We start from the raw sequence: 22,190 nt of genomic DNA, 5'->3' as shown, positions 1-22,190 counted from the left end.
CGCGGCCTGAAAAACAGGAGTAACCGCGTTGAAAAAATCAGTCGCCATCGTTTTCGGTGGGCAATCCAGCGAGCATGAGGTTTCGTTGCAGTCGGCACGCAACGTGATCAATGCGATTGATCGCCAAAGCTACGAGCTGACCTTGATCGGTATCGACAAGCTGGGCCGTTGGCTGCGGTTCGAGGAAAGCGATTACCTGCTCAATGCCAGCGACCCTGCAAAGATCAGGTTGAGCACTTCAGGCAAACTGCTGGCCCTGCTGCCAGGCAGCGCGGGTGGGCAGTTCGTCGAGGTCGAATCGGGCGAGCAACTCAAGCGTATCGACGTCGTGTTCCCGCTGATTCACGGTGCCTATGGCGAAGACGGTTCCCTGCAAGGCCTGCTGCGCCTGCTGGCGATTCCGTTTGTAGGGCCGGATGTGCTGGGCTCTGCGGCCTGCATGGATAAAGACGTGACCAAACGCCTGCTGCGCGATGCGGGCATCAGCGTCGCGCCGTTCGTGGTGCTGATGCGTGGCCAGACGGCGCAGTTCAGCGACGTGGCCGGGCAACTGGGGCTGCCCATGTTCGTCAAACCGGCGAGCCAGGGTTCTTCGGTGGGCGTCAGCAAAGTGACCGACGCAGCCGGTTTCGACGCGGCTCTGGCGTTGGCCTTCGAGTTCGACCACAAGGTGCTCATCGAGCAGGGCATTGTCGGTCGTGAAGTGGAATGTGCAGTGCTGGGCAACCGCGAGCCGCAGGTCAGCGTCTGCGGCGAAGTGATTGCCAACGACGAGTTCTACGCCTACGACACCAAATACCTCAATGGCGATCAGGCGCTTATTGCCATCCCCGCTGAACTTGCTCCTGAACTCAGCGAGCAGGTGCGTGAGGTTGCCTTGCGGGCCTACCGTGTTCTGGGCTGTGCCGGTCTGGCGCGTGTCGACTTCTTTGTCACCGAGGCGCGGGAGATCATCATCAACGAAATCAACACGATCCCCGGTTTCACCTCCATCAGCATGTACCCCAAGCTCTGGCAGGCCAGCGGTCTGTCTTACGCCGGGCTGATCGATCGCTTGATCGTACTGGCACTGGAGCGTGATGATGAAGCTCGTTTGCTGAAGACGGATATCTTTGCATGAAGACCATCAGTATTGCCGCTGCCTTGCTGGTTGCACCGGATGGCCAGACCTTGCTGGTACGCAAGCGCGGCACCGAGGCCTTCATGCAGCCAGGCGGCAAGATTGAAGCGGGTGAGCCAGCGGTGAATGCGCTGGTTCGGGAACTGGAAGAAGAGTTGGGTCTGGTGATTGATCCCCAGCAGGCCATTTTCCTCGGCGAGTTCAGCGCACCGGCGGCCAACGAGCCGGGCTTTGAAGTGCACTGCCAGTTGTTCGGCGTACGCACTGAGGCGCAGGTCGTATCAGGAGCCGAGATCGAGGAAATCATCTGGGTCGGGCCAGAGCAACACCCGGAACTGGTGCTGGCTCCTTTGACCCGCGACCTGATCCTGCCGCTGTATCGCGAGATGCGCGAAGAAGCCTGATCACAGCAGGAGCGACTTCAGTCGCGAAGATCGGCCTTCGCGAATAAATCCGCTCCTGCTTTCATTCAACGCACTGCACTCACCCCGTCCAGGGTCGAGAACGATGTGTCTTTCGCAGTCAGCAGGAAGTCGCGCATGTAAGGCGCATCCAGCATGTCGGCGCGAATACCTGCATAAAGCGTCGCGAACAGGCCCTTTTCCCCCAGCCGCTTGGCCTTTACATAGCCGCGCGAGCTGTACTCGTGCAGTGCCCAGTGCGGCATGCCGCATACGCCGCGTCCGCTGGCCACCAGTTGCATCATCATGACCGTCAGTTCCGAGGTGCGGACTTGCGCCGGTTCAATGTCGGCCGGCTCCAGAAAGCGCGTGAAGATATCCAGTCGATCCCGCTCCACCGGATAAGTAATCAGCGTTTCGGTCACCAGGTCTTCCGGCACGATGTAAGGCTTGCCCGCCAGCGCATGCTGATTGGCCACGGCAAGCATCGCTTCGTACGTGAACAGCGGCACATAGGTGATGCCGGGAATATCCAGCGGGTCCGACGTGACCACCAGATCCAGATCGCCTCTGGCCAGAGCTGGCAAAGGTGCGAAAGAGAAGCCCGAGGACAGATCCAGCTCCACTTCCGGCCAGGAGTCACGGAACTGGTCGATGGTCGGCATCAGCCACTGAAAGCAGCTATGGCATTCGATAGCCATGTGCAGACGCCCGGCCGTACCGCCCGCCAGTCGCGCAATGTCGCGTTCGGCGCTGCGCAATTGGGGCAACAATGAATCGGCCAGTTGCAACAGGCGCAGCCCGGCGCTGGTAAAGCGCACCGGTTTGGTCTTGCGCACGAACAGTTGCATGCCCATGCGCTCTTCAAGTTCCTTGAACTGATGGGAGAGGGCGGACTGGGTCAGGTGCAAGCGCTCGGCTGCCTCCACAAGGCTGTCGGCCTCGCGCAACGCGTGCAGGGTTTTGAGGTGGCGTATTTCAAGCACCTTCAGCGCTCCATGAATAAAATTTGTGACTAACGAAAAAACAATGAGTTTGTCTCATGATCGTCTGGCTGTCGACAATAGCGCCATCTTTTATGGCGGACGTAGTATGGCTTTGGCACAACCTTGGATTTCCACGCATCCTCGCCGAGCGCCGGTAAGGGATTTTCAGCGGCCATTCTGCCGTTGATCCCGATTCATCAAACTGTCACGCAACTGTGGCAGCGCGCTTTGAAAAACATCATCAGACTTGGTGCCTACTGGGGATCTGTTTTTTGGTGTTTTTCATGCGGGTTTTACTTTTTCTGGCTGCACTCTTGTGCGGCTTGCCGTCTTTTGCGGCCTCTCGATGCGATGTCAGTGCTCCTGTACAGATTGCCGAACTCAAGGAAGTGCGGATTGCCTATCAAAGCATCGGCAATGAATCCGACCCTGCCTTGCTGTTGGTCATGGGCCTTGGCGGGCAATTGATCCACTGGCCTGACGAAGTGGTGGTTGCCCTGTGTCAGCAAGGCTATCGGGTGATTCGCTACGACAACCGCGATGTCGGCCTGTCGTCCTGGGTCCAGCCACCGGCGGATGCCAACCTCACTTATGAAGTGCTGCGCTACAAGCTGGGCCTGCCGGTGTCGGCGGTGTATTCCCTGACCGACATGGCCGACGATGCGCTGGGCTTGATGGATGCACTGCACGTTGAGCAGTTTCATGTGCTGGGCGCGAGCATGGGCGGAATGATTGCTCAGCACCTCGCCGACCTGGCCCCGCAACGCATCGAAAGTCTGACCCTGATCATGACCAGTTCCGGTGCTCAAGGCCTGCCGATGCCCAATGCCGCCTTGCTGCAACTGCTGGCCCGTCGTGGTGCGCCCAATCGCGAGATTGCCATCGAGCAGCAAGCTGACCTGCTGGCCGCGCTGGGCAGCCCGCAGATCAAGGACGACCGGGCCATGCTCCTGCAACAGGCCGCCGCTTCTTATGACCGGGCGTTCAACCCCGAAGGTGTAAAGCGCCAGATCACCGCGATTCTGGCCGAGCCCAGCCGGGTAGAACTGCTCAATCGCCTGCGCCTTCCGGTGCTGGTGGTGCATGGCACGGCCGATCCGCTGTTGCCGGTCATGCATGGCGTTCATGTGGCTGCTCACATACAGGGCAGTCAGTTGCGCCTGATTCCTGGTCTGGCGCATCGTTTTCAGGAAGCGTTCAAGGCGCCGTTGCTGGCGGCGGTGTTGCCTTATCTCAAGGCGCAGCACGAAGACGGGCGGCATATGGCGCAGTTGTAAGAGGCACGTGTATGGTGACTGTTTTCTGCCAACCGCGAGCGTCACCATGACCACTCCCCTGAAAATCGATTTCGTTTCCGATGTTTCCTGCCCGTGGTGCGCCATCGGCTTGAGTGCGCTGGAGCAGGCGCTTGAAGCGCTGGGTGATGAAGTGCAGGCACAGATTCACTTTCAGCCCTTCGAGCTGAACCCGAACATGGTCGCCGAAGGCCAGGACATCAAGGAACACCTCGCCGAGAAATACGGCTCCACGCCTGAGCAGATGAACGACATTCATGAGAACATCCGGGCGCGTGGCGCGGAGCTGGGGTTTGTCTTTACCCAGGGCGAGCGGCGCATCTACAACACTTTCGACGCCCATCGCCTGTTGCACTGGGCGGAGCTGGAAGGCAAGCAGCCAGCGTTGAAACACGCCTTGCTTGCCAACTATTTCACCGATCTGGGCGACCCGTCCAGCCACCAGACCCTGGCCAACGTGGCGCAAAAAGTGGGACTGGACCGCCTGCGTGCCGAAGCCATTCTGGCCAGCGATGAATATGCCGCTGAAGTTCGCGAGGCTGAACAACTCTGGATCTCTCGCGGCGTCAGCTCGGTTCCCACCATCGTCTTCAATGACGAATACGCCGTATCCGGCGGCCAGCCGGTGGATGTGTTCGTCGGCGCGATCCGGCAGATCATCAGCAAGAGCGTGTAGAACTGCGCTGATGGCATCGTCTGTAGGACCGGCTTCAGCCGGGAAGAGGCCTTTGTATGCTCTGCATCTTCATCGGCAGAAATACCGCCTTCCCGGATAAATCCGGTCCTACACAGGCCGGTTGCCAAGTTACAACTTGAAGGTATCGACAACACTCCTGAGCCGTCCGGCTTCAAAGTCCAGTTCGCCGCAGGCCTTGAGGGTTGCGTTCAGGTTGTCGGTGGCCTGATGGTTCAACTGGCTGATGGCGTGCACATCCCGGGTCAGTTGATCGACGGCGGTGGTCTGTTCTTCGGTTGCCGCAGCGACCGTCAGGCACACGTCGTCGATTTCGCTGATGCGTGATACCACGCTCAACAGACTTGCGCCGGCCTCGGTGGCTACCCGTACGCTCTCGCTGCCCATTTCATGGCTGAGCGACATGGTCTGGGCGGCCTGGGTGGCACCGTCCTGCAGCGCCTGAATCACCGCCCGGATTTCTTCGGTCGCGTTCTGGGTATGATGGGCCAGGCTTCGGACTTCGTCCGCCACCACGGCAAAACCGCGGCCTGCCTCACCGGCCCTGGCCGCTTCGATGGCCGCGTTCAAGGCCAGCAGGTTGGTCTTGCCGGATATCGTCGAAATGACTTCCAGCACCTTGCCGATATTGGCGCTTTTGGCGTTGAGGTCTTCGATCTGGGAGCGGGTCGCTTCGATGTTCTGCTGTAACTGACTCATCGTATCGACGGTTTTCTCCACCAGCGTGCTGGTCCAGTCGATCTGGGTTCTGGCGCTGGATGCACCCCTTGAGGCTGACGATGCGCTTGAAGCTATTTCCTGTGCGGCCGCTCCCAGTTCTTCGATAGCCGCTGCAACGGTAGTGGTGTAGCCCGACTGATGTTCCGACTTCTCCACCGAAGAATTGGACGCCGACAGAACCCGGCGAGTGGCTTCGTTCAGGGCTTTGGTCGTGGATGAAACTTCGCTGATGGAGGCATGAATCCGGTCGCCGAAGCGATTGAAGCTTTCGGCCAGGTGCCCGAACTCATCGTGGGACACAATCGACAAGCGCCGTGTCAGGTCGCCATCGCCCAAGGCAATGTCTTCCATCGCATGGTTGATCAGGTGCAGGGGTTTCATCAGCACACGCATCAGCAGTCCGAGCAGCAGCAAGGTAATCAGGCCGGCCACGACCGTGGCAATGATCGCTGAGTTACGGAACGCGGAGATACTGGCCAGCGCCGCCTGTTTGTCCAGCACGATGCCGATGTACCAGTCCTGCGAAGGCAAGCCTTTGACGGGAGTGAACAGCGTGAATTTCGGGCCATCTACTGACGTCGCTTCGACCAGTCTGTCGCTCAGGGTCGGCGTCTCGGTGGGAAACAGATCAGCCAGGGTCTTGCCGATCAGCGCCTTGTCCGGGTGAACCAGAATCTTGCCGGCCTTGCTCACCAGCAAGGCGTAACCGCCACCATCGAACTCCTGCGCGTTGATGGTCCTGGAGATCGTCTCGATGTTCAGGCTGGCACCCAGAACCCCAATGGTTTGCCCGCCAGAACGGATGGCAACCGCCTGAGTGATGATCCGGTAATCGATACCTGCGCCGACGTAGGGTTCGGTCATCGCTGTGCCTTGATCGAGGGCGTCCTTGTACCACTGCCGTTCCCGGCTGTCGTATCCGGCAGGCATCTGGCGTGGGGGATAGATATGGAAGCTGCCGTCGCGGGTGCCGACGTAACCGGCAATGAACTGCTCCATCAATACCTGACCCTGCAACTTGCCAAGGATGTTTTCGGACGTCGGATCCTGGCTGATGAACTCGGCAACGTTCTTGATCAGAATCATCCGCCCGTCCAGCCAGCTCTGAATGTCATGGGCCATGGAGGCCGAGAGTGCACGGGTGTTCTGTTCGATTCTCTGTAGGTTGTCGTCACGCAAGCGAGCGTCATTCAGCGCGGAGAACGCGCAAAACACCGTCATGATCACCAGCGCGGCGATCAGTAATATCTTCTGGTTGAACCTGAGATGTCTCATCGCTGTTTCTCTGCGTATGGATCGGTTGCACAACAGTTCGGTTTAAAGCATCCCTGCTATCGATAACTTCCGGGCGCACGAGTCCCGCACGTGTAGAGGCCTACATGTGAAGTTTTTCCAGTTAAGTAACAGGCTCTACAGCTAAAAGTCTTTGAAGCTTATTGGTGTTACCACAAGGCGACTGTGTAACTTAGAATCAACCGGGTTTCATCCAGGTCATTGCCGAAGTTCGAGCGAACGGTTGCATTGCGCAGTTTGATACCCACATTCTTCAGCGAACCACTCTGAATGACATAACCGATATCGGTATTACGCTCCCATTCCTTGCCCGAGTTACTGCCCGACACGCGCACATTGTCACCACTGACATAACGGCTCATGAAGGTCAGGCCGGGAATGCCCAGCGCGGCGAAGTTGTAGTCATAGCGCAACTGCCACGAACGTTCTTCGGTGTTGGCGAAGTCGTTGATCTGCACGAAGTTGACCAGGTAAGGGTCGGTATTGGCGATGTAGGGGAACGGATCATCGCCGCTCATGCGCTGGTAGGCGGCGCTGAACACGTTGGAGCCCAGGGTGTAGGAAACCATGCCGTTGGCGGCGCGATTGTCGAGGTTGCGGAAGTTACCGTCCTCGGTGCTTTTGGAATAGCGCAGGTCGAACTTCAGCGACTGCTGAGCCGCCAGCGGAATCTCGTAGACCACGCCACCAAAGAACTGCCGATAGACGTTTTCCAGATTGCCGTAATACAGGCTGGTGCTGAGGGTCTTGCTGAAGTTGTAGGTGCCGCCGGCAAAGTTGAACTCATCACTGACGCCACCGATGCGGTTACCGGTGAAGTCCTGATAGTTCGAGGAGCTGTTGAACTTGATCTGCTCCAGCTTGCCGCCTTGCAAGACCAGCTTGTCGATATCCTTCGAGGTCAGCATCGCACCCTCGAACGTGGAGGGCAGCAGGCGTGTGTCATTGCTCGACACCACCGGAGAGCGGAAGGCCAGGGAGCCGACCTTGAGCACGGTTTCGGACACCTTGGCCTTGGCCGTCAGTTCCAGTTTGGAGTATTCGTTCTGGGAGCCTCGGCCGTTTCTTGAACTCAGGTCGGCAGGCAGCAAACCCGTACCACCGGAGCCATCACCGCCATCCAGCTTGAGGCCGACCATGCCGAGGGCATCGATGCCCAGGCCTACGGTTCCGGCGGTGTAACCCGACTCGAACCTGAGCATCGCACCTTGCGCCCATTCCTGAGCCGAGTCGCGCTGGGCGGTGGGTGGCCCGTTGCGAAAGTCACGGTTGAAGTAGAAGTTGCGCAGGTCGACACTGGCCTTGCTATCGGCAATGAAGTCTGCCGAAGCGGTCATTGGAATAAACAGCGCGCATGTACTGACGAGTGCAAAAGTCTTATTGATCGACATTTTCGTTATGCTCCGAGGAATGGCAGATTCAATCGATATCGTTTGTTTTTATGGGTGTTGCAACTTGCCGGGAACATTTCCTGCGGGCAGCACGCCGCAACCGGGGGAATACCCGGTTGTGCGTAACTTGCCAGCAGGAAAACTATGAATCAGCGTGATGTTTCTATACGGCCAATGATGGACTTGGCTTCAAAGTAACTACCGGGCTGTCTGGATATCTGCAATTGACCGGCGCAAGGTGCCAGAATCGAAGTTTCCATCTTCATCGCTTCCATCACCGCGATAACTTGCCCGGCCTGCACGGATTCACCGTCAGCGACGACCCAGGCATGCAGATTGCCTGCAACCGGAGTGACAATCGCTTGCGGGTCTTGCGCTTCGGCTGTCGCCACACTTTCAGTGCCGGGTGCTGCCGCGTTCAGGCTGACGCCACGCAGAAGTGCCGCAGGCAAACCCAGTTCATGGCGCTTGCCGTCGATCTCGACGAAGGTGCGCAGCACGCCAGAATCGGCGGGTGCAGCGCTGCGCGGAGCGATGGTGACCTTTTCGGCGAAATCGGTTTCGATCCAGCGGGTATGTACGGCGAAAGTATCGGCGGCGGTGAAGTCGTCATGGTCCATCACGGCGCGATGGAACGGCAGCACCGTCGCCACGCCGTCTACGCGGAACTCGGCCAGGGCGCGGCGGGCACGGCGAATGGCCTGCTCGCGGGTTGCGCCTGTGACGATCAGCTTGGCGATCATCGAGTCGAAGTTCGGCGACACTCGCGAGCCTTCGACCACGCCTGTGTCCAGTCGTACACCAGGGCCGGACGGTGCCTGGAACAGTTCGATAGCACCTGGCGTCGGCAGGAAGCCGTTGCCCGCGTCTTCGGCGTTGATGCGGAACTCAAAGCTGTGGCCGCGAGGCGTCGGCGTGCCCTCGAACGACAGCGGCAGGCCTTCGGCAACCCGCAACTGCTCGATGACCAGATCGATGCCGCTGGTTTCTTCGGTCACTGGATGTTCCACCTGCAAGCGGGTGTTGACCTCAAGGAACGACAAGGTGCCATCGGCGCTGAGCAGGAACTCCACTGTGCCCGCGCCGACATAACCGGCCTCGGCGCAGATATCCCGTGCCGAATCGTGAATACGCTGACGCAAGGCTTCGTCGAGATAAGGCGCCGGTGCTTCTTCGATCAGCTTCTGATTACGGCGCTGCAGCGAGCAGTCGCGGGTTCCCACCACCACGACCCGGCCATGGCGGTCGGCGATGATCTGTGCCTCGATATGCCGAGGGCGGTCCAGGAAGCGTTCGACAAAGCATTCGCCACGGCCAAATGCCGAGATGGCTTCACGCACTGCCGACTCGTACAGCTCGCTGACTTCTTCGAGCTTCCAGGCCACTTTCAAGCCGCGACCACCGCCACCGAACGCTGCCTTGATAGCAATCGGCAAACCATGTTGCTCGGCAAAGGCAACCACTTCGCTGGCGTCGTTCACCGGGTCTTCAGTACCGGCCACCAGTGGTGCGCCAACCTTCAGGGCAATTTTTCGGGCCTGGACCTTGTCGCCCAGGGCATCGATGGTGCTCGGGTCCGGGCCGATCCAGGTCAGGCCTGCATCGATCACTGCGCGGGCGAATTCGGCACGTTCCGAGAGAAAGCCATAACCGGGGTGAACGGCGTCGGCACCGGCGCGTGCTGCGACGGCCAGCAGCTTTTCGATGTTCAGGTAGCTATCGGCAGGCCGCTCGCCGTTCAGCGCATAGGCCTCGTCGGCCTGGCGCACATGCAACGCATCGATGTCGGCATCGGCATACACCGCCACCGAGGCAATGCCATAGTCGCGGCAGGCACGGGCAATACGGACGGCAATTTCGCCACGGTTGGCAATCAGAACCTTTTTCATTGGTTTTTTGTCTCGTCTGAAAGGGCAGGACGCACGGGCTCAAAGGCGCCCAGCGGCTTGAAGCGAATACGGGAATTGACCGGAATCTGACCGGCCAGGTCCAGGTGATAAGGCGCAACCACGCCGATAACCGGGTAGCCACCGGTCAGCGGGTGATCGGCCAGGAACAACACCGGCTGGCCACTGGGCGGAACCTGGATGGCGCCAACGGTGGTGCCTTCGCTGGGCAACTCACCTTCAATGACACGCTCCAGTGATTGATCGCCCGCCAGTCGAATGCCGATACGGTTCGACTGCGGTGTCACTTTCCAAGTCTGTTCGGCCAGCAGCGCCTGAGCTTCTGGCGTGAACCAGTCGCTACGTGGCCCCATGACCACATCCAGGGTGATGACCTGATCGGCGCGTGGCATATCGAATGCCGGTTGCTCGGTGACCGATACCGCAGGCCCGCCGACTCTTTGTTTGAAGCCGATACGATCACCTGTCGCCAGAGGCGCAGGGCCGACCTGAGCCAGGGTGTCGGTGGACAGGCTGCCCAGCACCGGTTCATGGGTAAAGCCGCCACGAATCGCCAGATAGTTACGCAGCCCCGCCGTAGGCGCGTCGATGCTGACCCGATCACCGTCCTGCAAGGCAAACGGTGTGTAGAGCGCCGGGCGCAGCAACTGGCCTTCAACGGTACGCACTTCTATCGCGGCAGTGGCTCCGGTGACGGCGACCACTGACGGGCCGTGACTGGTGAAGTTCAGACCACCCATGAGAATTTCCAGGCAGGCACTGCCCGGATCATTACCCACCGCTCGGTTGGCGGCGCGCAATGATCCCGGATCCATGGCACCCGAGGCCGATACGCCTTGTCCGGCGCGGCCATGGCGACCGAGATCCTGAAACAGGGTTTGCAGGCCGGGCGAGAGAATTTCCAGACAGTCCCCGGTGACGGGCGATGTTGCCGGGCGGCTTGGCACACTTACCGACACATTCTGGACGGGCAGGGGACCGGCATCGCAAAAACGCACGCGATAGCCCGGCTGCAACAAGGCCGGTTCATCACGTTCCAGGTCCCACATTTTCGACTCGGTCACGCCGATGATCTGCCAGCCGCCGGGGCTGGCCTGTGGGTAGACTCCGCTGAACCCCCCCGCCAGCGCCACGGCACCTGCCGGAATGCGGGTGCGCGGCGTACTGCGGCGTGGCACCTGGAAACCGGCACCGCCGCTCAGGTAGGCAAAACCCGGCGCAAAGCCGCAGAAGGCCACATCGTAATCGCTGCCGGTGTGGCGCTTGATCACTTCCTCGACACTGATGTCCAGTTCGCGGGCCACATCGGCCAGATCTTCGCCGTTGTAATGCACGGGAATCTCGACCAGCTTGCCGGCTTCGCGAACCTTGCCGTGGACATTGCGCGAAGCGATCCTTGCCGCCAGCACCTCACGGCTGATGGATGCGGGACGAAAGCTCACGAGCACCGTACGTGCAGCGGGAATGATTTCCTGCACGCCGACAATGGGCTCCTGCTGTAGCGAGTCGAACAGGGCGAGAGTCTCGTCCAGATTCGCCAACTCAACCAGGAGCGCGTCCAGGCTGACCGGATAGAAACGCATGATCCACCTCAGGTAAATGCTCGGATGGTGACGCCTGCTTCAAGCAGGCAGTTTTTCAGGTTGCGGGCGATAGCGACCGCGTCCTGGTTGTCGCCGTGTACACAGATCGAATCCGCTTGCAGATTGATCAGGCTGCCGTTCTCCGCCTCGATGACGCCATCGCGTACCAGACGCAACATGCGCTGAGCGATCAGTTCGGGGTCGTGCAGCACGGCTCCCGGTTTCGATCGCGATACCAGCGTGCCCTCGGCGGTATAGGCGCGGTCGGCAAAGGCCTCGGCAACACAGGACAGACCAGCCTCCGTGGCCCAGCCGATCAGTGGCGAGTTGGCCAGGCATACCAGCTTCAACTGGGGATCGATGCGCAGCAACGCCTGGATAACCGCCGCTGCCTGACGCTGATCGCCGGCAATGGTGTTGTACAGCGCGCCGTGGGGTTTGACGTAACTCACCCGAGTGCCGACGCTGCGGGCCAGGCCTTGCAGCGCGCCGATTTGATAAATCACATCGGCAGTCAGTTGGTCGGAGGGCACGTCCATGTTGCGTCGTCCGAAACCCACCAGGTCCGGGTAGGACACATGGGCACCGATGGCAACGCCACGAGCCGCTGCTGCTTCCAGGGTTCGCAGGATTCCGGCCGGGTCACCGGCGTGAAAGCCGCAGGCGACGTTGGCGCTGCTGACGATTTCGAGAACCGCCGCATCGTCACCCATGCTCCATGCGCCGAAGCTTTCGCCCAGGTCGCTGTTGAGGTCAATTGCACGCATCTAAATTATCTCCGTTGAAATCAGGCCGCGCCGATGAAGGCAAAGATGGCACCTGCGGACTTGTAGGCCATGAACCACGACAGCAGACAGGTCAGCACGCCCAGTACCAGCAGCCAGCGAGGGTAGTGATAGCCGTCCATCAGGTCCGAACGGCGCCAGCCCACGTACATGAAAATGCTCAGGCCCAGCGGCAGAATCAGGCCGTTGAAGCCGCCCGCGAATATCAGCAGGGCTGCCGGTGGTTTGCCCAACACCATATACACCGACAGCGTGATGACAATGAAACCGACGGTGGCCAGGTTACGGACACGCTCGGTAATGCGTTTCGAGAACACGGTGGTGAAGGACATCGTCGTATAAGACGCACCAATCACACTGCTGATACCCGCAGCCCACAGCACCAGACCGAACATCATCATGCCGATATCGCCTGCAGCCGCATGGAACGCCTGGGCAGCAGGGTTTGCGCCTTTGCCCGACACGTCGATCACGACACCGCTGGCGACGACGCCGAGGATAGCCAGAAACAGGACGTAACGGGCAACGCCGGTGACCAGAATGCCCGTCAGTGCAGCACGAGATACCGCTTCAATATTTTCCACACCCACCGTACCGCGATCGAGCAGGCGGTGAGCACCGGCATAAGTGATGTAGCCGCCGACGGTGCCACCGACGATGGTCGTGATGGAGGCGAAGTCGATCAGGTCGGGCAATACCGTTTGACGCAAGGCTTCACCCAGCGGCGGATGGGTCGCGAAGGCCGCGAAAAGAATCAGGCCCACTTTCAGTAGTCCCAGCACGATCATGATGCGGTCCATGGCAACGCCCGCCCGATGGGACGAGAAGATCGCGATGGCGAGCAGCGCGCTCAACAATCCGCCCCATTTGGGATCAAGGCCTGTCAAGGCATTCAACCCAAGGCCCGCACCGGCAATGTTACCCAGCATGAAAACCAGGCCGCCGCAGATCACCAGTACCGACAGCAGATACCCGCTCCCTGGAATGGCTGCGTTGGCCAGATCGGCTGCGCGCATTTTGGTCAGTGTCACGATTCGCCAGACGTTCAGTTGAACGACAAAGTCGATCAGGATCGAAGCCAGGATGCCGAAGGCAAACGCAGCGCCCAGAGTCGCGGTGAACGTCGCCGTCTGGGTCAGGAAGCCTGGCCCGATAGCTGACGTGGCCATCATGAAAATGGCGGCGATCAAAGATGCGCGCCGCGCTTTTGTAAACTCTTTGGTGGTCTGTGTCACGGCATGATTCCTACAGTGAGTGGTACCTTGCTTGAGCAATGAGCGTGCCAAGCTTCATTCAATACCGCTGAGATGTAGGTTTATAAAGGATAAATTGTTGAACAATCATAGCTGCTTGAATGAATCATTTGCACCATATTGTTACCCTTTCACTCAGATACGCTACTTAATGACGCACGCGGCACGCTTGTGCCTTGCCACGCACTAAGCTCTCAGGGAACATCTGCCGGTTTTTCTCATTCTGGATTGCTCATGAACGACGCATCTCCCTCACTTCCTCGCACGTTGGGAGAAACCATCACCCAGGAAATCCGCAGAATGCTGGTTGAGGGCGAACTGGTTCCCGGTCAGCGCCTGTCTGAAGCGGCACTGGCCGAGAGCCTGGAGATTTCCCGTAACACCTTGAGAGAAGCGTTCAGGGTCCTGACCCGCGAAGGATTGCTCAAGCACGAACCCAACCGTGGCGTGACCGTGGCCGAGCCCGATATGGCGTCGATCATCGACATTTACCGCGTGCGCCGCTTTATCGAATGCAAGGCCATTGCGCAGGGCTTCCCGTTGCACCCGGGTGCCTTGAAGATGCGTGAAGCGGTAGAGGCGGGCATGCGTGCCAGGGAAGCCAGGGACTGGGTGGCGGTCGGTACTGCCAACATGATGTTTCACAGGGGGATTGTCGAACTGGCCGACAGCCCGCGGCTGGTGGTGTTCTACGGGCAGATATCAGCTGAACTGCGATTGGCCTTCGGGCTGCTCGACGATCCCGAATTCCTGCACTTGCCTTATCTGGACATGAACGCCGCGATCCTGCGCTGCGTCGAAGAGGGGCGTGTCGATGACGCGACCGCCATGCTTGAAACCTATCTGGTGCAATCGGAACGCACCGTTCTGGCGGCTTATGAGCGCAGCATGAAGCGGTAGGCTTCGGTCATGGTTGGTGTGGGACCGGATTTATCCGGGAGGCGGTATGGCTGACGATGAAGAGGCAGTGAGTGTGCAGGCCTCTTCCCGAATAAATTCGGTCCCACACAGTCTGCACAATCAATCAGCCGTGAAACCGCACCCATAACGTTACCAGCACGCTGGCGGCGACCAGCCAGGCCAGTGCGGCCATCGCCAGGGACACTTCCAGGCGCCAGCGGTCCACCATCAGGTACAGGGCCGCCAGGTAAACGAAGTAGGGGATGATCGACCACATGCCGAACAGGATGGTGGTTTTCAGGTCATCCAGCGAGCGGCCCTTGCCGACGATGTAATGAGCAATCAGGGCAAAGGTCGGGAACAGCGGTACCAGGCCTGCAATGTAGTAATTGCGGGTCTTGGCCAGTGCGGCCAGGATCACGACAACGGCTGCGCCCAGCAGGGCCTTGAGTAACAGATCCACGATTTCTTCCTGTAGGGTTTCAGGCTTGGAGCCCGTATTTCTTGACCTTGTCGAACAGCGTGGTCTTGGCCATGCTCAGTTCCTGACTGGCCTGGCTGAGGTTGCCGCCGCTGCGTTGCAGGGCTTCGCGCAACAGGCTTCGCTCGAAGGCTTCCACCGCTTCGGCAAACCCCAGACTCTCGCTTTCGGCCTGATCGGACTTCTTGAACACCGGCAATCCCAGCGCATAGCGTTCGGCCACGTTACGCAGCTCGCGCACGTTACCCGGCCAGTCATGGCTCATCAAGGCCGATGCCGTTTGCCGGTCCAGTTGTGGCGGCTCGCGGTCGAAGCGCAGGGAAGACAACTGCAAGAAATGCTCGAACAATTGCAGGATGTCTTCGCGCCGCTCACGCAATGGCGGCAGCTCAAGGGTGACCACGTTGAGGCGGTAATACAGGTCGCTGCGGAACTGGTTGGCCTTGCTCAGTTCGTTGAGGTCGGACTTGGTCGCCGCGATGACCCGGCAATCCACCTCGACGTTCTGGTTGGAGCCCAGTCGTTCCAGAGTGCGTTCCTGCAAGACCCGCAACAGCTTGATCTGCAGGTTGATCGGCATGCTTTCCACTTCATCGAGGAACAGCGTGCCGTTGTGCGCATGTTCGATCTTGCCGATCCGGCGTTTACCCGCACCCGTGAATGCATTGGCTTCGTGACCGAAGATTTCCGACTCGAACAGGCTTTCCGCCAGCCCGCCGCAGTTCAGTGCCACGAACTGATTCTTGGTGCGACGACTGAAGTCATGCAGGCAGCGAGCGACCAGTTCCTTACCGGTACCGGTTTCGCCTTCGATCAGTACGTTGGCCGAGGTGTCGGCAATGTTGGCGATCAGCGCTCGCAGATTCTGCATGGCCGGTGAGCGCCCGATGATCTTGCCCTCCAGCGAATTACGCTCTGCCAGTTGCTTGCGCAGCGCCCAGACTTCCCGCGCCAGCCCGCGTTGCTCAAGTGCGCGGCGGGCAACATCCACCAGCCGCTCCGGCGAGAAGGGTTTCTCCATGAAGTCATAGGCGCCGTCGCGCATGGCATTGACCGCCATGGAGATATCGCCATGCCCGGTAATCAGCACCACCGGCAGACTGCCGTCGCGGGCCTTGAGACGGGTCAGCAACTCCAGCCCGTCGATACCCGGCAGACGGATATCGCTGATGACGATTCCGGCAAAATTGTCACCGATGCGCGCCAGAGCCTCTTCGGCACTGGATACGCCTTCGCTGGGAATGTCTTCCAGCGCCAGCGCCTGCTGGCAGCCGAGCAACACATGGGGATCGTCTTCGACGATGAGTACAGTCAGATCGGTGGTCATTTTGGAATTACTCATGGTGAACGCTCAAGTCCTTTGAGGTGTTCGCAAATACCCACATCTGTAGGAGCGAATTCATTCGCGAAAGGCGCTGTGAAGGTCGAAAGGCATATGGAAACCCTCATGAGTCCGCCCCCACATCCTTGACCAGCGGTAGCCACAACACGAAGGTTGTGCCGCCTGCCGGATACTCCGCACTCAGGCTGCCACCTGCTGCTGCCGCGAGGCTGGCGGAAAGAGTCAGGCCCAGGCCCAGACCCTGTTCACCGGGTTTGGTGGTGAAAAACGGCTCGAACAGATGCTTGCGGGCTTCGTCGTCGATTCCATGGCCGTTGTCGCGTACGCGCAAGCGATAGCGATCCTCGACCACCTCGCCTTCAAGCCACAATTCGGGCAGCGGTTGGGCGTGCATGGCGTCCAGAGCATTGCCGATCAGATTGACCAGAATCTGCTCCAGCCGCGTCTGATCGATTCCCAGCCCGGCATCGGTGAAGTCCTGATGCAGGTTCAGGGCAATGTTCTCGAGCCGGACGCTCAGCAACTGCAAGGCCGCATCCACCGCCTTGCGCAACTGCGCCTGGCCCTGATCGTTACCGCGCCGGGCAAAGGCCCGCAGGCTGGCGGTGATGCGGCCCATGCGATCCACAAGATCGTTGATGGTGCGCAGGTTGGTGCTGGCGGTGTCCAGAGCGCCGCGTTCGAGGAAGCGAACGGTATTGCCGGACAAGGTGCGCAACGCCGCCAGTGGCTGGTTCAGTTCATGGGCGATGCTGGTGGACATCTGGCCGATGGCGGCCAGTTTGCCGGCCTGAACCAGTTCATCCTGGGCCTTGCGCAGAGTGTCCTCGGCCTGTCGGCGTTCTCGGATCTGTGCTTTGAGGCGTTCGTTGCTGGCGCGCAAGTGTTCGGTGCGTTCCGCGATCTTGCGTTCCAGTTCGTCGTTGGCAGCCTGCAAGGCTTCACGGGCCGCCAGCCGGGTGGAAATCACTTTGCGACGCTCGTTCCAGGCAATCAGCAAAAACGCCACCAGCGCACAGGCTACGGCAACCAGCATGCCCTGGCTGGCGGCTTCGCGGCGCAGATCTTCAAGCGGCGTCAATAGCGTCAGGTGCCAGGGCGTGTCGCTCAACTGGCGGGTCTGGGCCAGATAGCTGACTTGCGTGTGTTCCTTGTCAACACTGACATTGGCCGGGAAGGTGAGCTTTTCGACACCTTCGGCCAGGGTTTCGCGTTCCAGCGGCACCAGTTCGTTCAGCGGCCACCAGTAATATTGCAGGCTGCGCGCCAGACGCTCCTTGATGGTCGGGTTCAGCGGGCGAACCGACTTCAGGCGACGGGCCGGGTCGCTGGACAGGATGATGATGCCGTTCTCATCGCTGACAAAGGCTTCCATGCGCGCCCGCTGCCAGCGTTCTTCCAGCGCTTCGAGCCGCACCTTGATGACGGCGACGCCAATGATCCGGCCTCGTTCTTCCAGCCCGTGGGCCAGGTAATAACCGGATTCGCCCACGGTGGTGCCGATCCCGTAGAAACGGCCGGGCAAGCCTCGCACGGCATCCTGAAAATAGGCGCGGAACGACAGGTCTTCACCCTGATAGCTATCAGCATCGCGCCAGTTGCTGGTGGCCAGCACGCGTCCGGTGGTGTCCATGACATAAATGGCGCGGCTGCGGCTGCGGCGGTTAAGGCCTTCCAGGTAGCTGTTGACCTTGCCCTGCAGGTCGGGCGTCGGGTTTCTCAGCAGTTGCGAAACGCTGGACTCAAGCTCCAGGACACTGGGCAGGTAGGTGTACTTGTTGATCTCGCTTTCGACCGTACGGGCATGCAGCTCCAGCTGGCGTTCGCCATTTTCGCTGAGGCTCTTGATGCCGTGGGTTTCACTGAACAGATAAGCGATATAGCCCAGGCCGATCATCAGCAGGAGGATCAGCGGGGGCAGAAACAGTTGGCGTATCAGACGGGGTTTCACGGCGAGTGATGGCGGCGCAGCGCTATAGATATGAGGGTCGCATTTCATCACAGTCGTCCTGAGCCGAACAGCTACCCGTGCCCCGGGAGGCAGGGCAGGGTAGCGAACGGTATTCCTTAGTGCTGGAGGATCTTGGCGAGGAACTGCTGGGCGCGCTCGGAACGTGCGCTGACATCACCGAAAAACTCTTCCTTGGCGCAGTCTTCGACGATCTGGCCTTTGTCCATGAAGATCACGCGGTTGGCCACTTTGCGGGCAAAGCCCATTTCGTGGGTCACGCACATCATGGTCATGCCTTCGTGGGCCAGTTGCACCATCACGTCGAGCACTTCGTTGACCATTTCCGGGTCGAGGGCGGAAGTCGGTTCGTCGAACAGCATGACCACCGGGTCCATCGCCAGAGCACGGGCAATCGCCACACGCTGCTGCTGACCACCGGAAAGCTGGCCCGGATGCTTGTGGGCGTGTGCGGAAAGACCGACCCGGTCCAGCAGCTTCAGGCCTTTCTCGGTGGCTTCGGCCTTGCTGCGGCCCAGCACCTTGATCTGCGCGATGGTCAGGTTTTCCACGATGCTCAGGTGCGGGAACAGCTCGAAATGCTGGAACACCATGCCGACCCGCGAACGGAGTTTCGGCAGGTCGGTCTTCGGATCGGAGATCGACGTGCCGTCGACCACGATGTCGCCTTTCTGGAAAGGCTCCAGTGCGTTCACGCATTTGATCAGGGTCGATTTGCCGGAACCGGACGGACCACAGACCACAACCACTTCACCCTTGCTGACCTCGGTGCTGCAATCGGTCAGTACCTGGAAGTCCCCATACCACTTGTTGACGTTCTTGATGGAAATCATATGGCAAACCTTTTTTGCAGACGCTTCACCAGCAACGAGGCGGCAAAGCTGATCGTGAAATACACCACACCGGCGATGATCAGGAACTCATTGGCGCGGCCGATAATGTCGCCACTGGCGCGCGAGGCATTGAGGAAATCCACCAGACCGACCGTGTAAACCAGAGACGTGTCCTGGAACAGAATGATGCTCTGTTGCAGCAGCAGCGGAGTCATCTTGCGAAACGCCTGAGGCAGGATGATCAAGCGCATCATTTGCCCGTAGGTCATGCCCAGGGCCTTGGCGGCGCCCATCTGACCCTTGGAGATGGACTGCACACCGGCACGCACGATTTCGCAGAAGTACGCAGCCTCGAACATCATGAACGCCACGACGCAGGAGGTGAATGCACCAATCGGCGTGTCTTCACCGGTGATCCAGCGCAGCACGAACGGCACAGCCAGGTAGAACCAGGTGATGACCAACAGCAGCGGGATCGAACGGAAGTAGTTCACGTAGGCACCGGCCACATTGGCCAGCAGCTTGTTCGATGACAGGCGCATCAGGGCCAGGATGGTACCGATGACCAGACCGCCGACGATGCCCAGGGCCATCAGTTGCAGGGTCATGACCATGCCGTTCCACAGGCCTGGAAGAGCTGGAATGATTCCACTGAAGTCCATTATTTACCCCCCAGGGAAATCAGGCCCGGCACTGCGACTTTCTTCTCGATCAGGCGCATCAGCAACATCAGGCTCATGTTCAGGGTGAAGTAGATCAGTGTCGCCAGAGTGAACGCTTCAAACAGGTTCGCGGAGAACTCGGCGGTCTGCTTGGTTTGCGCCAGCAGCTCCATCAGACCGATCAGCGATGCCACCGAAGAGTTCTTGAACACGTTCAGGAATTCGGAGGTAAGTGGCGGAATGATGATCCGGTAAGCCTGTGGCAGCAGGACGTTCCAGTAGATCTGCGGCAGTTTGAAACCCATGGCGCGGGCCGCGGACTCCTGGCCCTTCGGCAGGGCTTCGATACCGGTACGCACTTGTTCGCAAACCCGTGCAGCGGTGAACAGACCCAGGCAGACCACGACGCTCAGGAATGCTGAAGTAGTCGGGTTGAGGTCTTGCTTGTACCACTCCTGCAGGTTTTCAGGCAGCAGGTCGGGCACCAGGAAGTACCAGATGAACAGCTGCACCAGCAGTGGCACATTACGGAAGATTTCCACGTAGATCGTGGCGATGCCAGCCACCAGACGGCTTGGCACAGTTCGCATGACACCGAGTATGGAACCCAGTATCAAGGCAATGATCCAGGCGACGACGGCAATGGCGATGGTCCAGCCCAGGCCGGAAATGAACCAGTCCAGATAGGTTTCGCTGCCGACACCGGTGGACTTGAAGAATACGCCCCAGTCCCAGTTGTAATTCATCAGGGTCTCCCCCTCTTGTTGTCGAAATGCACGCACCCGTCTCGCATGAATCCGTTCGAGCCCTTATGCACACCAGACCCGCCTTCGGACTCCGTCCTGGCGCTTATCGTCTGGGTACAGTGAGTGATGAGCGGTTTTCCGAACAGACCGCAGCCCGTTCGGAAAACCGTGAGTTCACGGTGTGTCGGTTACTCAGGCTTTCTTGGGTTCAGCAGCCTTGTCGTTCGGCTCGGCGATCAGCTTTTTCAGTTCGTCGCTCATCGGGAACTGCAGGTTCAGGCCTTTTGGTGGAATCGGCGACTGGAACCACTTGTTGTAGATGGTGTTGATTTCGCCGGACTTGTAAGTGGCGACGATGGCGTCATCGACCGCTTTCTTGAACGGTGCGTCGCCTTTGCGAACCATGCAGCCGTAGATTTCATAGGATTGCGCGGTGCCGGTCACAGCCCAGTCGGTCGGCTTCTTGGCCTTGGCCATTTCGCCTGCCAGCAGTGCGTCGTCCATCATGAAAGCGACTGCGCGACCCGATTCCAGCATCTGGAAGGATTCACCGTGGTCCTTGGCGGAAATCACGTTCATGCCCATCTGCTTGTCAGCGTTCATCGCCTTGAGGATGCGCTCGGAGGTGGTGCCGGCGGTGGTCACGACGTTCTTGCCTTTCAGGTCATCGAAGTCCTTGTAGGACGAATCGACCTTGGACAGCAGGCGAGTACCGATCTCGAAGATGCCGACCGAGAAGTCCACTTGCTGCTGGCGCTCGACGTTGTTGGTGGTGGAGCCGCATTCCACGTCAACGGTGCCGTTCTGAACCAGCGGGATACGGGTCTGGGACGTGACCAGGTTGTACTTGACCTTGAGGTCCGGGATGTCGAGTTCTTTCTTGATGGCTTCAACGATTTTCAGCTGGATATCGTGGGAGTAGCCAACCGGAATGCCGGAAGCATCGGCAATGTAGGAAAACGGGATGGAAGCGTCACGGTGACCGAGGGTGATGGTGCCTGATTCTTTGATCTTCTTCAGTGTGCCGGTCAATTCTTCTGCGAAAACCGGAGTGCTGATCAGAGTGGCAGCGATTGCTGCGCCCAACAGTTGGGGAACGATACGCATCGATGAATCCTCGAATTCGTTTTTATTAAGATTTCTCAGTGAATGCTTCAACCGCGTCCGGGCTAGACACACGCGACAGTCGAAGCGATCGACTAAAAGTGTAGAGCAGGAGTCGTGCCAAGGGACTTGTGGTTGTTCAAGTATTTGATTTTATTTGATTTAATTGTTTTTTCTGGAGGCGCAACGAATAGCCTGTGTCCGGGTTTCCGAACTCCGGGTAATGGCTTGTTCGGAAAACCGAATGGGGAATGGGGTTGGGTTTTCGCGAATGAATTCGCTCCTACGCGGAATTTCGTAGGAGCGGATTTATCCGCGAAAACTCCTGCGCGTAATTTCGTAGGAGATCACCCGCCGCCTTGGCACCGCGCTGTCGCGCAGCAAACATGGGCCATGTGTTTGCGGATTAAGGGTTCGGCTTGAGGCCGCCTTGCGCCTTTACGGCGCGTCACTTTGGTTTCGGCCAAAGTAACCAAAGCCATTGCTCCGGGTTCGGCCCCGCCTGACGGCAGGGTTCCTTCGTTCCGGCAGTGATCCGGCGGTCGCCGCAATGGGCCATCCATGGCCCTGTGCGGCTAACTCTGCATCCATGCAGAGTTCCCACCGGATCACTACCTACACTCAGCCTTCACCAACGTCGCGTTCTGCGGTGTCCTCACGATTGTGTGTAGGAGCGAATTTATTCGCGAATGAATTCGCTCCTACCGGGATGAGCAGAGATATTC

Annotated in this window: 19 protein-coding genes; 5 read left to right on the top strand and 14 right to left on the bottom strand. The window is 59.2% G+C overall.

Annotation, left to right across the window (positions count from 1 at the left end; translation table 11 throughout):
• Window positions 1–28 precede the first annotated feature (28 nt).
• Together ddlA and K5D32_RS08520 are read left to right on the top strand one after the other, a co-directional pair.
• Entirely contained in the window at window positions 29–1,120 is a 1,092-nt protein-coding gene (ddlA, locus tag K5D32_RS08525; RefSeq protein ID WP_221599862.1) for a D-alanine--D-alanine ligase, read from the top strand.
• Window positions 1,117–1,524: an NUDIX domain-containing protein gene (locus tag K5D32_RS08520; RefSeq protein ID WP_221599860.1), complete on the top strand. Its 408-nt coding sequence runs from the start codon at window positions 1,117–1,119 to the stop codon at window positions 1,522–1,524. The genes ddlA and K5D32_RS08520 overlap by 4 nt, the downstream gene beginning before the upstream one ends.
• A gap of 65 nt (window positions 1,525–1,589) precedes the next feature.
• Here the strand turns inward: K5D32_RS08520 and metR are convergent, their stop codons facing one another.
• On the bottom strand, window positions 1,590–2,507 hold the full coding sequence (gene metR, locus K5D32_RS08515) for a LysR family transcriptional regulator (RefSeq protein WP_221576106.1): 918 nt from the start codon (window positions 2,505–2,507) through the stop codon (window positions 1,590–1,592).
• 284 nt (window positions 2,508–2,791) lie between these two features.
• Here metR and K5D32_RS08510 point away from each other — a divergent pair, with 284 nt between their 5' ends.
• The gene (locus K5D32_RS08510; protein WP_221599858.1) at window positions 2,792–3,784 is read left to right on the top strand and encodes an alpha/beta fold hydrolase; all 993 of its coding nucleotides are present in this window, start codon (window positions 2,792–2,794) and stop codon (window positions 3,782–3,784) included.
• Between the two features lie 46 nt (window positions 3,785–3,830).
• Window positions 3,831–4,478 (top strand): DsbA family oxidoreductase, encoded by a 648-nt coding sequence (locus K5D32_RS08505; protein WP_221576104.1) that lies wholly within the window; start codon window positions 3,831–3,833, stop codon window positions 4,476–4,478.
• 129 nt (window positions 4,479–4,607) lie between these two features.
• Here the strand turns inward: K5D32_RS08505 and K5D32_RS08500 are convergent, their stop codons facing one another.
• From K5D32_RS08500 to K5D32_RS08475, 6 genes are all read right to left on the bottom strand, one after another.
• Window positions 4,608–6,491: a methyl-accepting chemotaxis protein gene (locus K5D32_RS08500; protein WP_221599856.1), complete on the bottom strand. Its 1,884-nt coding sequence runs from the start codon at window positions 6,489–6,491 to the stop codon at window positions 4,608–4,610.
• Window positions 6,492–6,658: 167 nt separating this feature from the next.
• Window positions 6,659–7,900, bottom strand: a complete 1,242-nt coding sequence (locus tag K5D32_RS08495; protein ID WP_221592566.1) for an OprD family porin — start codon at window positions 7,898–7,900, stop codon at window positions 6,659–6,661.
• Window positions 7,901–8,049: 149 nt separating this feature from the next.
• Window positions 8,050–9,789, bottom strand: a complete 1,740-nt coding sequence (locus K5D32_RS08490; RefSeq protein WP_221599854.1) for a biotin carboxylase N-terminal domain-containing protein — start codon at window positions 9,787–9,789, stop codon at window positions 8,050–8,052.
• Window positions 9,786–11,390 (bottom strand): 5-oxoprolinase/urea amidolyase family protein, encoded by a 1,605-nt coding sequence (locus K5D32_RS08485; protein WP_221599852.1) that lies wholly within the window; start codon window positions 11,388–11,390, stop codon window positions 9,786–9,788. Before K5D32_RS08485 ends, K5D32_RS08490 begins: the two co-directional genes overlap by 4 nt.
• A gap of 8 nt (window positions 11,391–11,398) precedes the next feature.
• A complete protein-coding gene (locus K5D32_RS08480; RefSeq protein ID WP_221592569.1) occupies window positions 11,399–12,157 on the bottom strand; it encodes a LamB/YcsF family protein in 759 nt (252 codons plus the stop codon).
• Between the two features lie 20 nt (window positions 12,158–12,177).
• Window positions 12,178–13,410 carry an NRAMP family divalent metal transporter gene (locus tag K5D32_RS08475; RefSeq protein WP_221576098.1) on the bottom strand — a complete coding sequence of 411 codons (1,233 nt, stop codon included), beginning with the start codon at window positions 13,408–13,410 and terminating at the stop codon, window positions 12,178–12,180.
• A 252-nt stretch (window positions 13,411–13,662) separates the two neighbouring features.
• Between K5D32_RS08475 and K5D32_RS08470 the strand changes: the two genes are divergently transcribed.
• Window positions 13,663–14,328 carry a GntR family transcriptional regulator gene (locus tag K5D32_RS08470; protein WP_221576097.1) on the top strand — a complete coding sequence of 222 codons (666 nt, stop codon included), beginning with the start codon at window positions 13,663–13,665 and terminating at the stop codon, window positions 14,326–14,328.
• Between the two features lie 124 nt (window positions 14,329–14,452).
• On the opposite strand, the gene K5D32_RS08465 is transcribed toward K5D32_RS08470, so the two are convergent.
• The 7 genes from K5D32_RS08465 to K5D32_RS08435 all read right to left on the bottom strand — a co-directional run bounded on the left by K5D32_RS08465 (window position 14,453) and on the right by K5D32_RS08435 (window position 21,468).
• Complete coding sequence (locus K5D32_RS08465; RefSeq protein ID WP_025261523.1) at window positions 14,453–14,791, bottom strand: GlpM family protein; 339 nt, start codon at window positions 14,789–14,791, stop codon at window positions 14,453–14,455.
• 19 nt (window positions 14,792–14,810) lie between these two features.
• Entirely contained in the window at window positions 14,811–16,136 is a 1,326-nt protein-coding gene (locus K5D32_RS08460) for a sigma-54 dependent transcriptional regulator (protein ID WP_221576197.1), read from the bottom strand.
• Between the two features lie 118 nt (window positions 16,137–16,254).
• The gene (locus K5D32_RS08455; protein WP_221576096.1) at window positions 16,255–18,150 is read right to left on the bottom strand and encodes an ATP-binding protein; all 1,896 of its coding nucleotides are present in this window, start codon (window positions 18,148–18,150) and stop codon (window positions 16,255–16,257) included.
• Between the two features lie 68 nt (window positions 18,151–18,218).
• Window positions 18,219–18,953, bottom strand: coding sequence for an amino acid ABC transporter ATP-binding protein (locus tag K5D32_RS08450; protein ID WP_025261520.1), 735 nt, complete (start codon window positions 18,951–18,953; stop codon window positions 18,219–18,221).
• Window positions 18,950–19,618, bottom strand: a complete 669-nt coding sequence (locus K5D32_RS08445) for an amino acid ABC transporter permease (RefSeq protein ID WP_198723824.1) — start codon at window positions 19,616–19,618, stop codon at window positions 18,950–18,952. Before K5D32_RS08445 ends, K5D32_RS08450 begins: the two co-directional genes overlap by 4 nt.
• Window positions 19,615–20,361 carry an amino acid ABC transporter permease gene (locus K5D32_RS08440; RefSeq protein WP_221592571.1) on the bottom strand — a complete coding sequence of 249 codons (747 nt, stop codon included), beginning with the start codon at window positions 20,359–20,361 and terminating at the stop codon, window positions 19,615–19,617. The genes K5D32_RS08445 and K5D32_RS08440 overlap by 4 nt, the downstream gene beginning before the upstream one ends.
• 192 nt (window positions 20,362–20,553) lie before the next feature.
• Window positions 20,554–21,468 carry a glutamate/aspartate ABC transporter substrate-binding protein gene (locus K5D32_RS08435; protein WP_221576094.1) on the bottom strand — a complete coding sequence of 305 codons (915 nt, stop codon included), beginning with the start codon at window positions 21,466–21,468 and terminating at the stop codon, window positions 20,554–20,556.
• Between the last annotated feature and the right edge of the window lie 722 nt (window positions 21,469–22,190).

The sequence above is a fragment of the Pseudomonas cichorii genome, from assembly GCF_019719005.1.
Classification (GTDB): domain Bacteria; phylum Pseudomonadota; class Gammaproteobacteria; order Pseudomonadales; family Pseudomonadaceae; genus Aquipseudomonas; species Aquipseudomonas cichorii_E.
Note: the sequence above shows the minus strand (reverse complement) of the source record. Positions and strands in the feature narration are given on the sequence as shown.

Bases quoted from the DNA above. Each gene is read 5' to 3' on its own strand.
- K5D32_RS08520 (WP_221599860.1), top strand. From the start codon at position 1,117: ATGAAGACCATCAGTATTGCCGCTGCCTTGCTGGTTGCACCGGATGGC.
- K5D32_RS08510 (WP_221599858.1), top strand. From the start codon at position 2,792: ATGCGGGTTTTACTTTTTCTGGCTGCACTCTTGTGCGGCTTGCCGTCT.
- K5D32_RS08505 (WP_221576104.1), top strand. From the start codon at position 3,831: ATGACCACTCCCCTGAAAATCGATTTCGTTTCCGATGTTTCCTGCCCG.
- K5D32_RS08500 (WP_221599856.1), bottom strand. From the start codon at position 6,491: ATGAGACATCTCAGGTTCAACCAGAAGATATTACTGATCGCCGCGCTG.
- K5D32_RS08495 (WP_221592566.1), bottom strand. From the start codon at position 7,900: ATGTCGATCAATAAGACTTTTGCACTCGTCAGTACATGCGCGCTGTTT.
- K5D32_RS08490 (WP_221599854.1), bottom strand. From the start codon at position 9,789: ATGAAAAAGGTTCTGATTGCCAACCGTGGCGAAATTGCCGTCCGTATT.
- K5D32_RS08485 (WP_221599852.1), bottom strand. From the start codon at position 11,390: ATGCGTTTCTATCCGGTCAGCCTGGACGCGCTCCTGGTTGAGTTGGCG.
- K5D32_RS08480 (WP_221592569.1), bottom strand. From the start codon at position 12,157: ATGCGTGCAATTGACCTCAACAGCGACCTGGGCGAAAGCTTCGGCGCA.
- K5D32_RS08470 (WP_221576097.1), top strand. From the start codon at position 13,663: ATGAACGACGCATCTCCCTCACTTCCTCGCACGTTGGGAGAAACCATC.
- K5D32_RS08460 (WP_221576197.1), bottom strand. From the start codon at position 16,136: ATGACCACCGATCTGACTGTACTCATCGTCGAAGACGATCCCCATGTG.
- K5D32_RS08455 (WP_221576096.1), bottom strand. From the start codon at position 18,150: ATGAAATGCGACCCTCATATCTATAGCGCTGCGCCGCCATCACTCGCC.
- K5D32_RS08450 (WP_025261520.1), bottom strand. From the start codon at position 18,953: ATGATTTCCATCAAGAACGTCAACAAGTGGTATGGGGACTTCCAGGTA.
- K5D32_RS08440 (WP_221592571.1), bottom strand. From the start codon at position 20,361: ATGAATTACAACTGGGACTGGGGCGTATTCTTCAAGTCCACCGGTGTC.
- K5D32_RS08435 (WP_221576094.1), bottom strand. From the start codon at position 21,468: ATGCGTATCGTTCCCCAACTGTTGGGCGCAGCAATCGCTGCCACTCTG.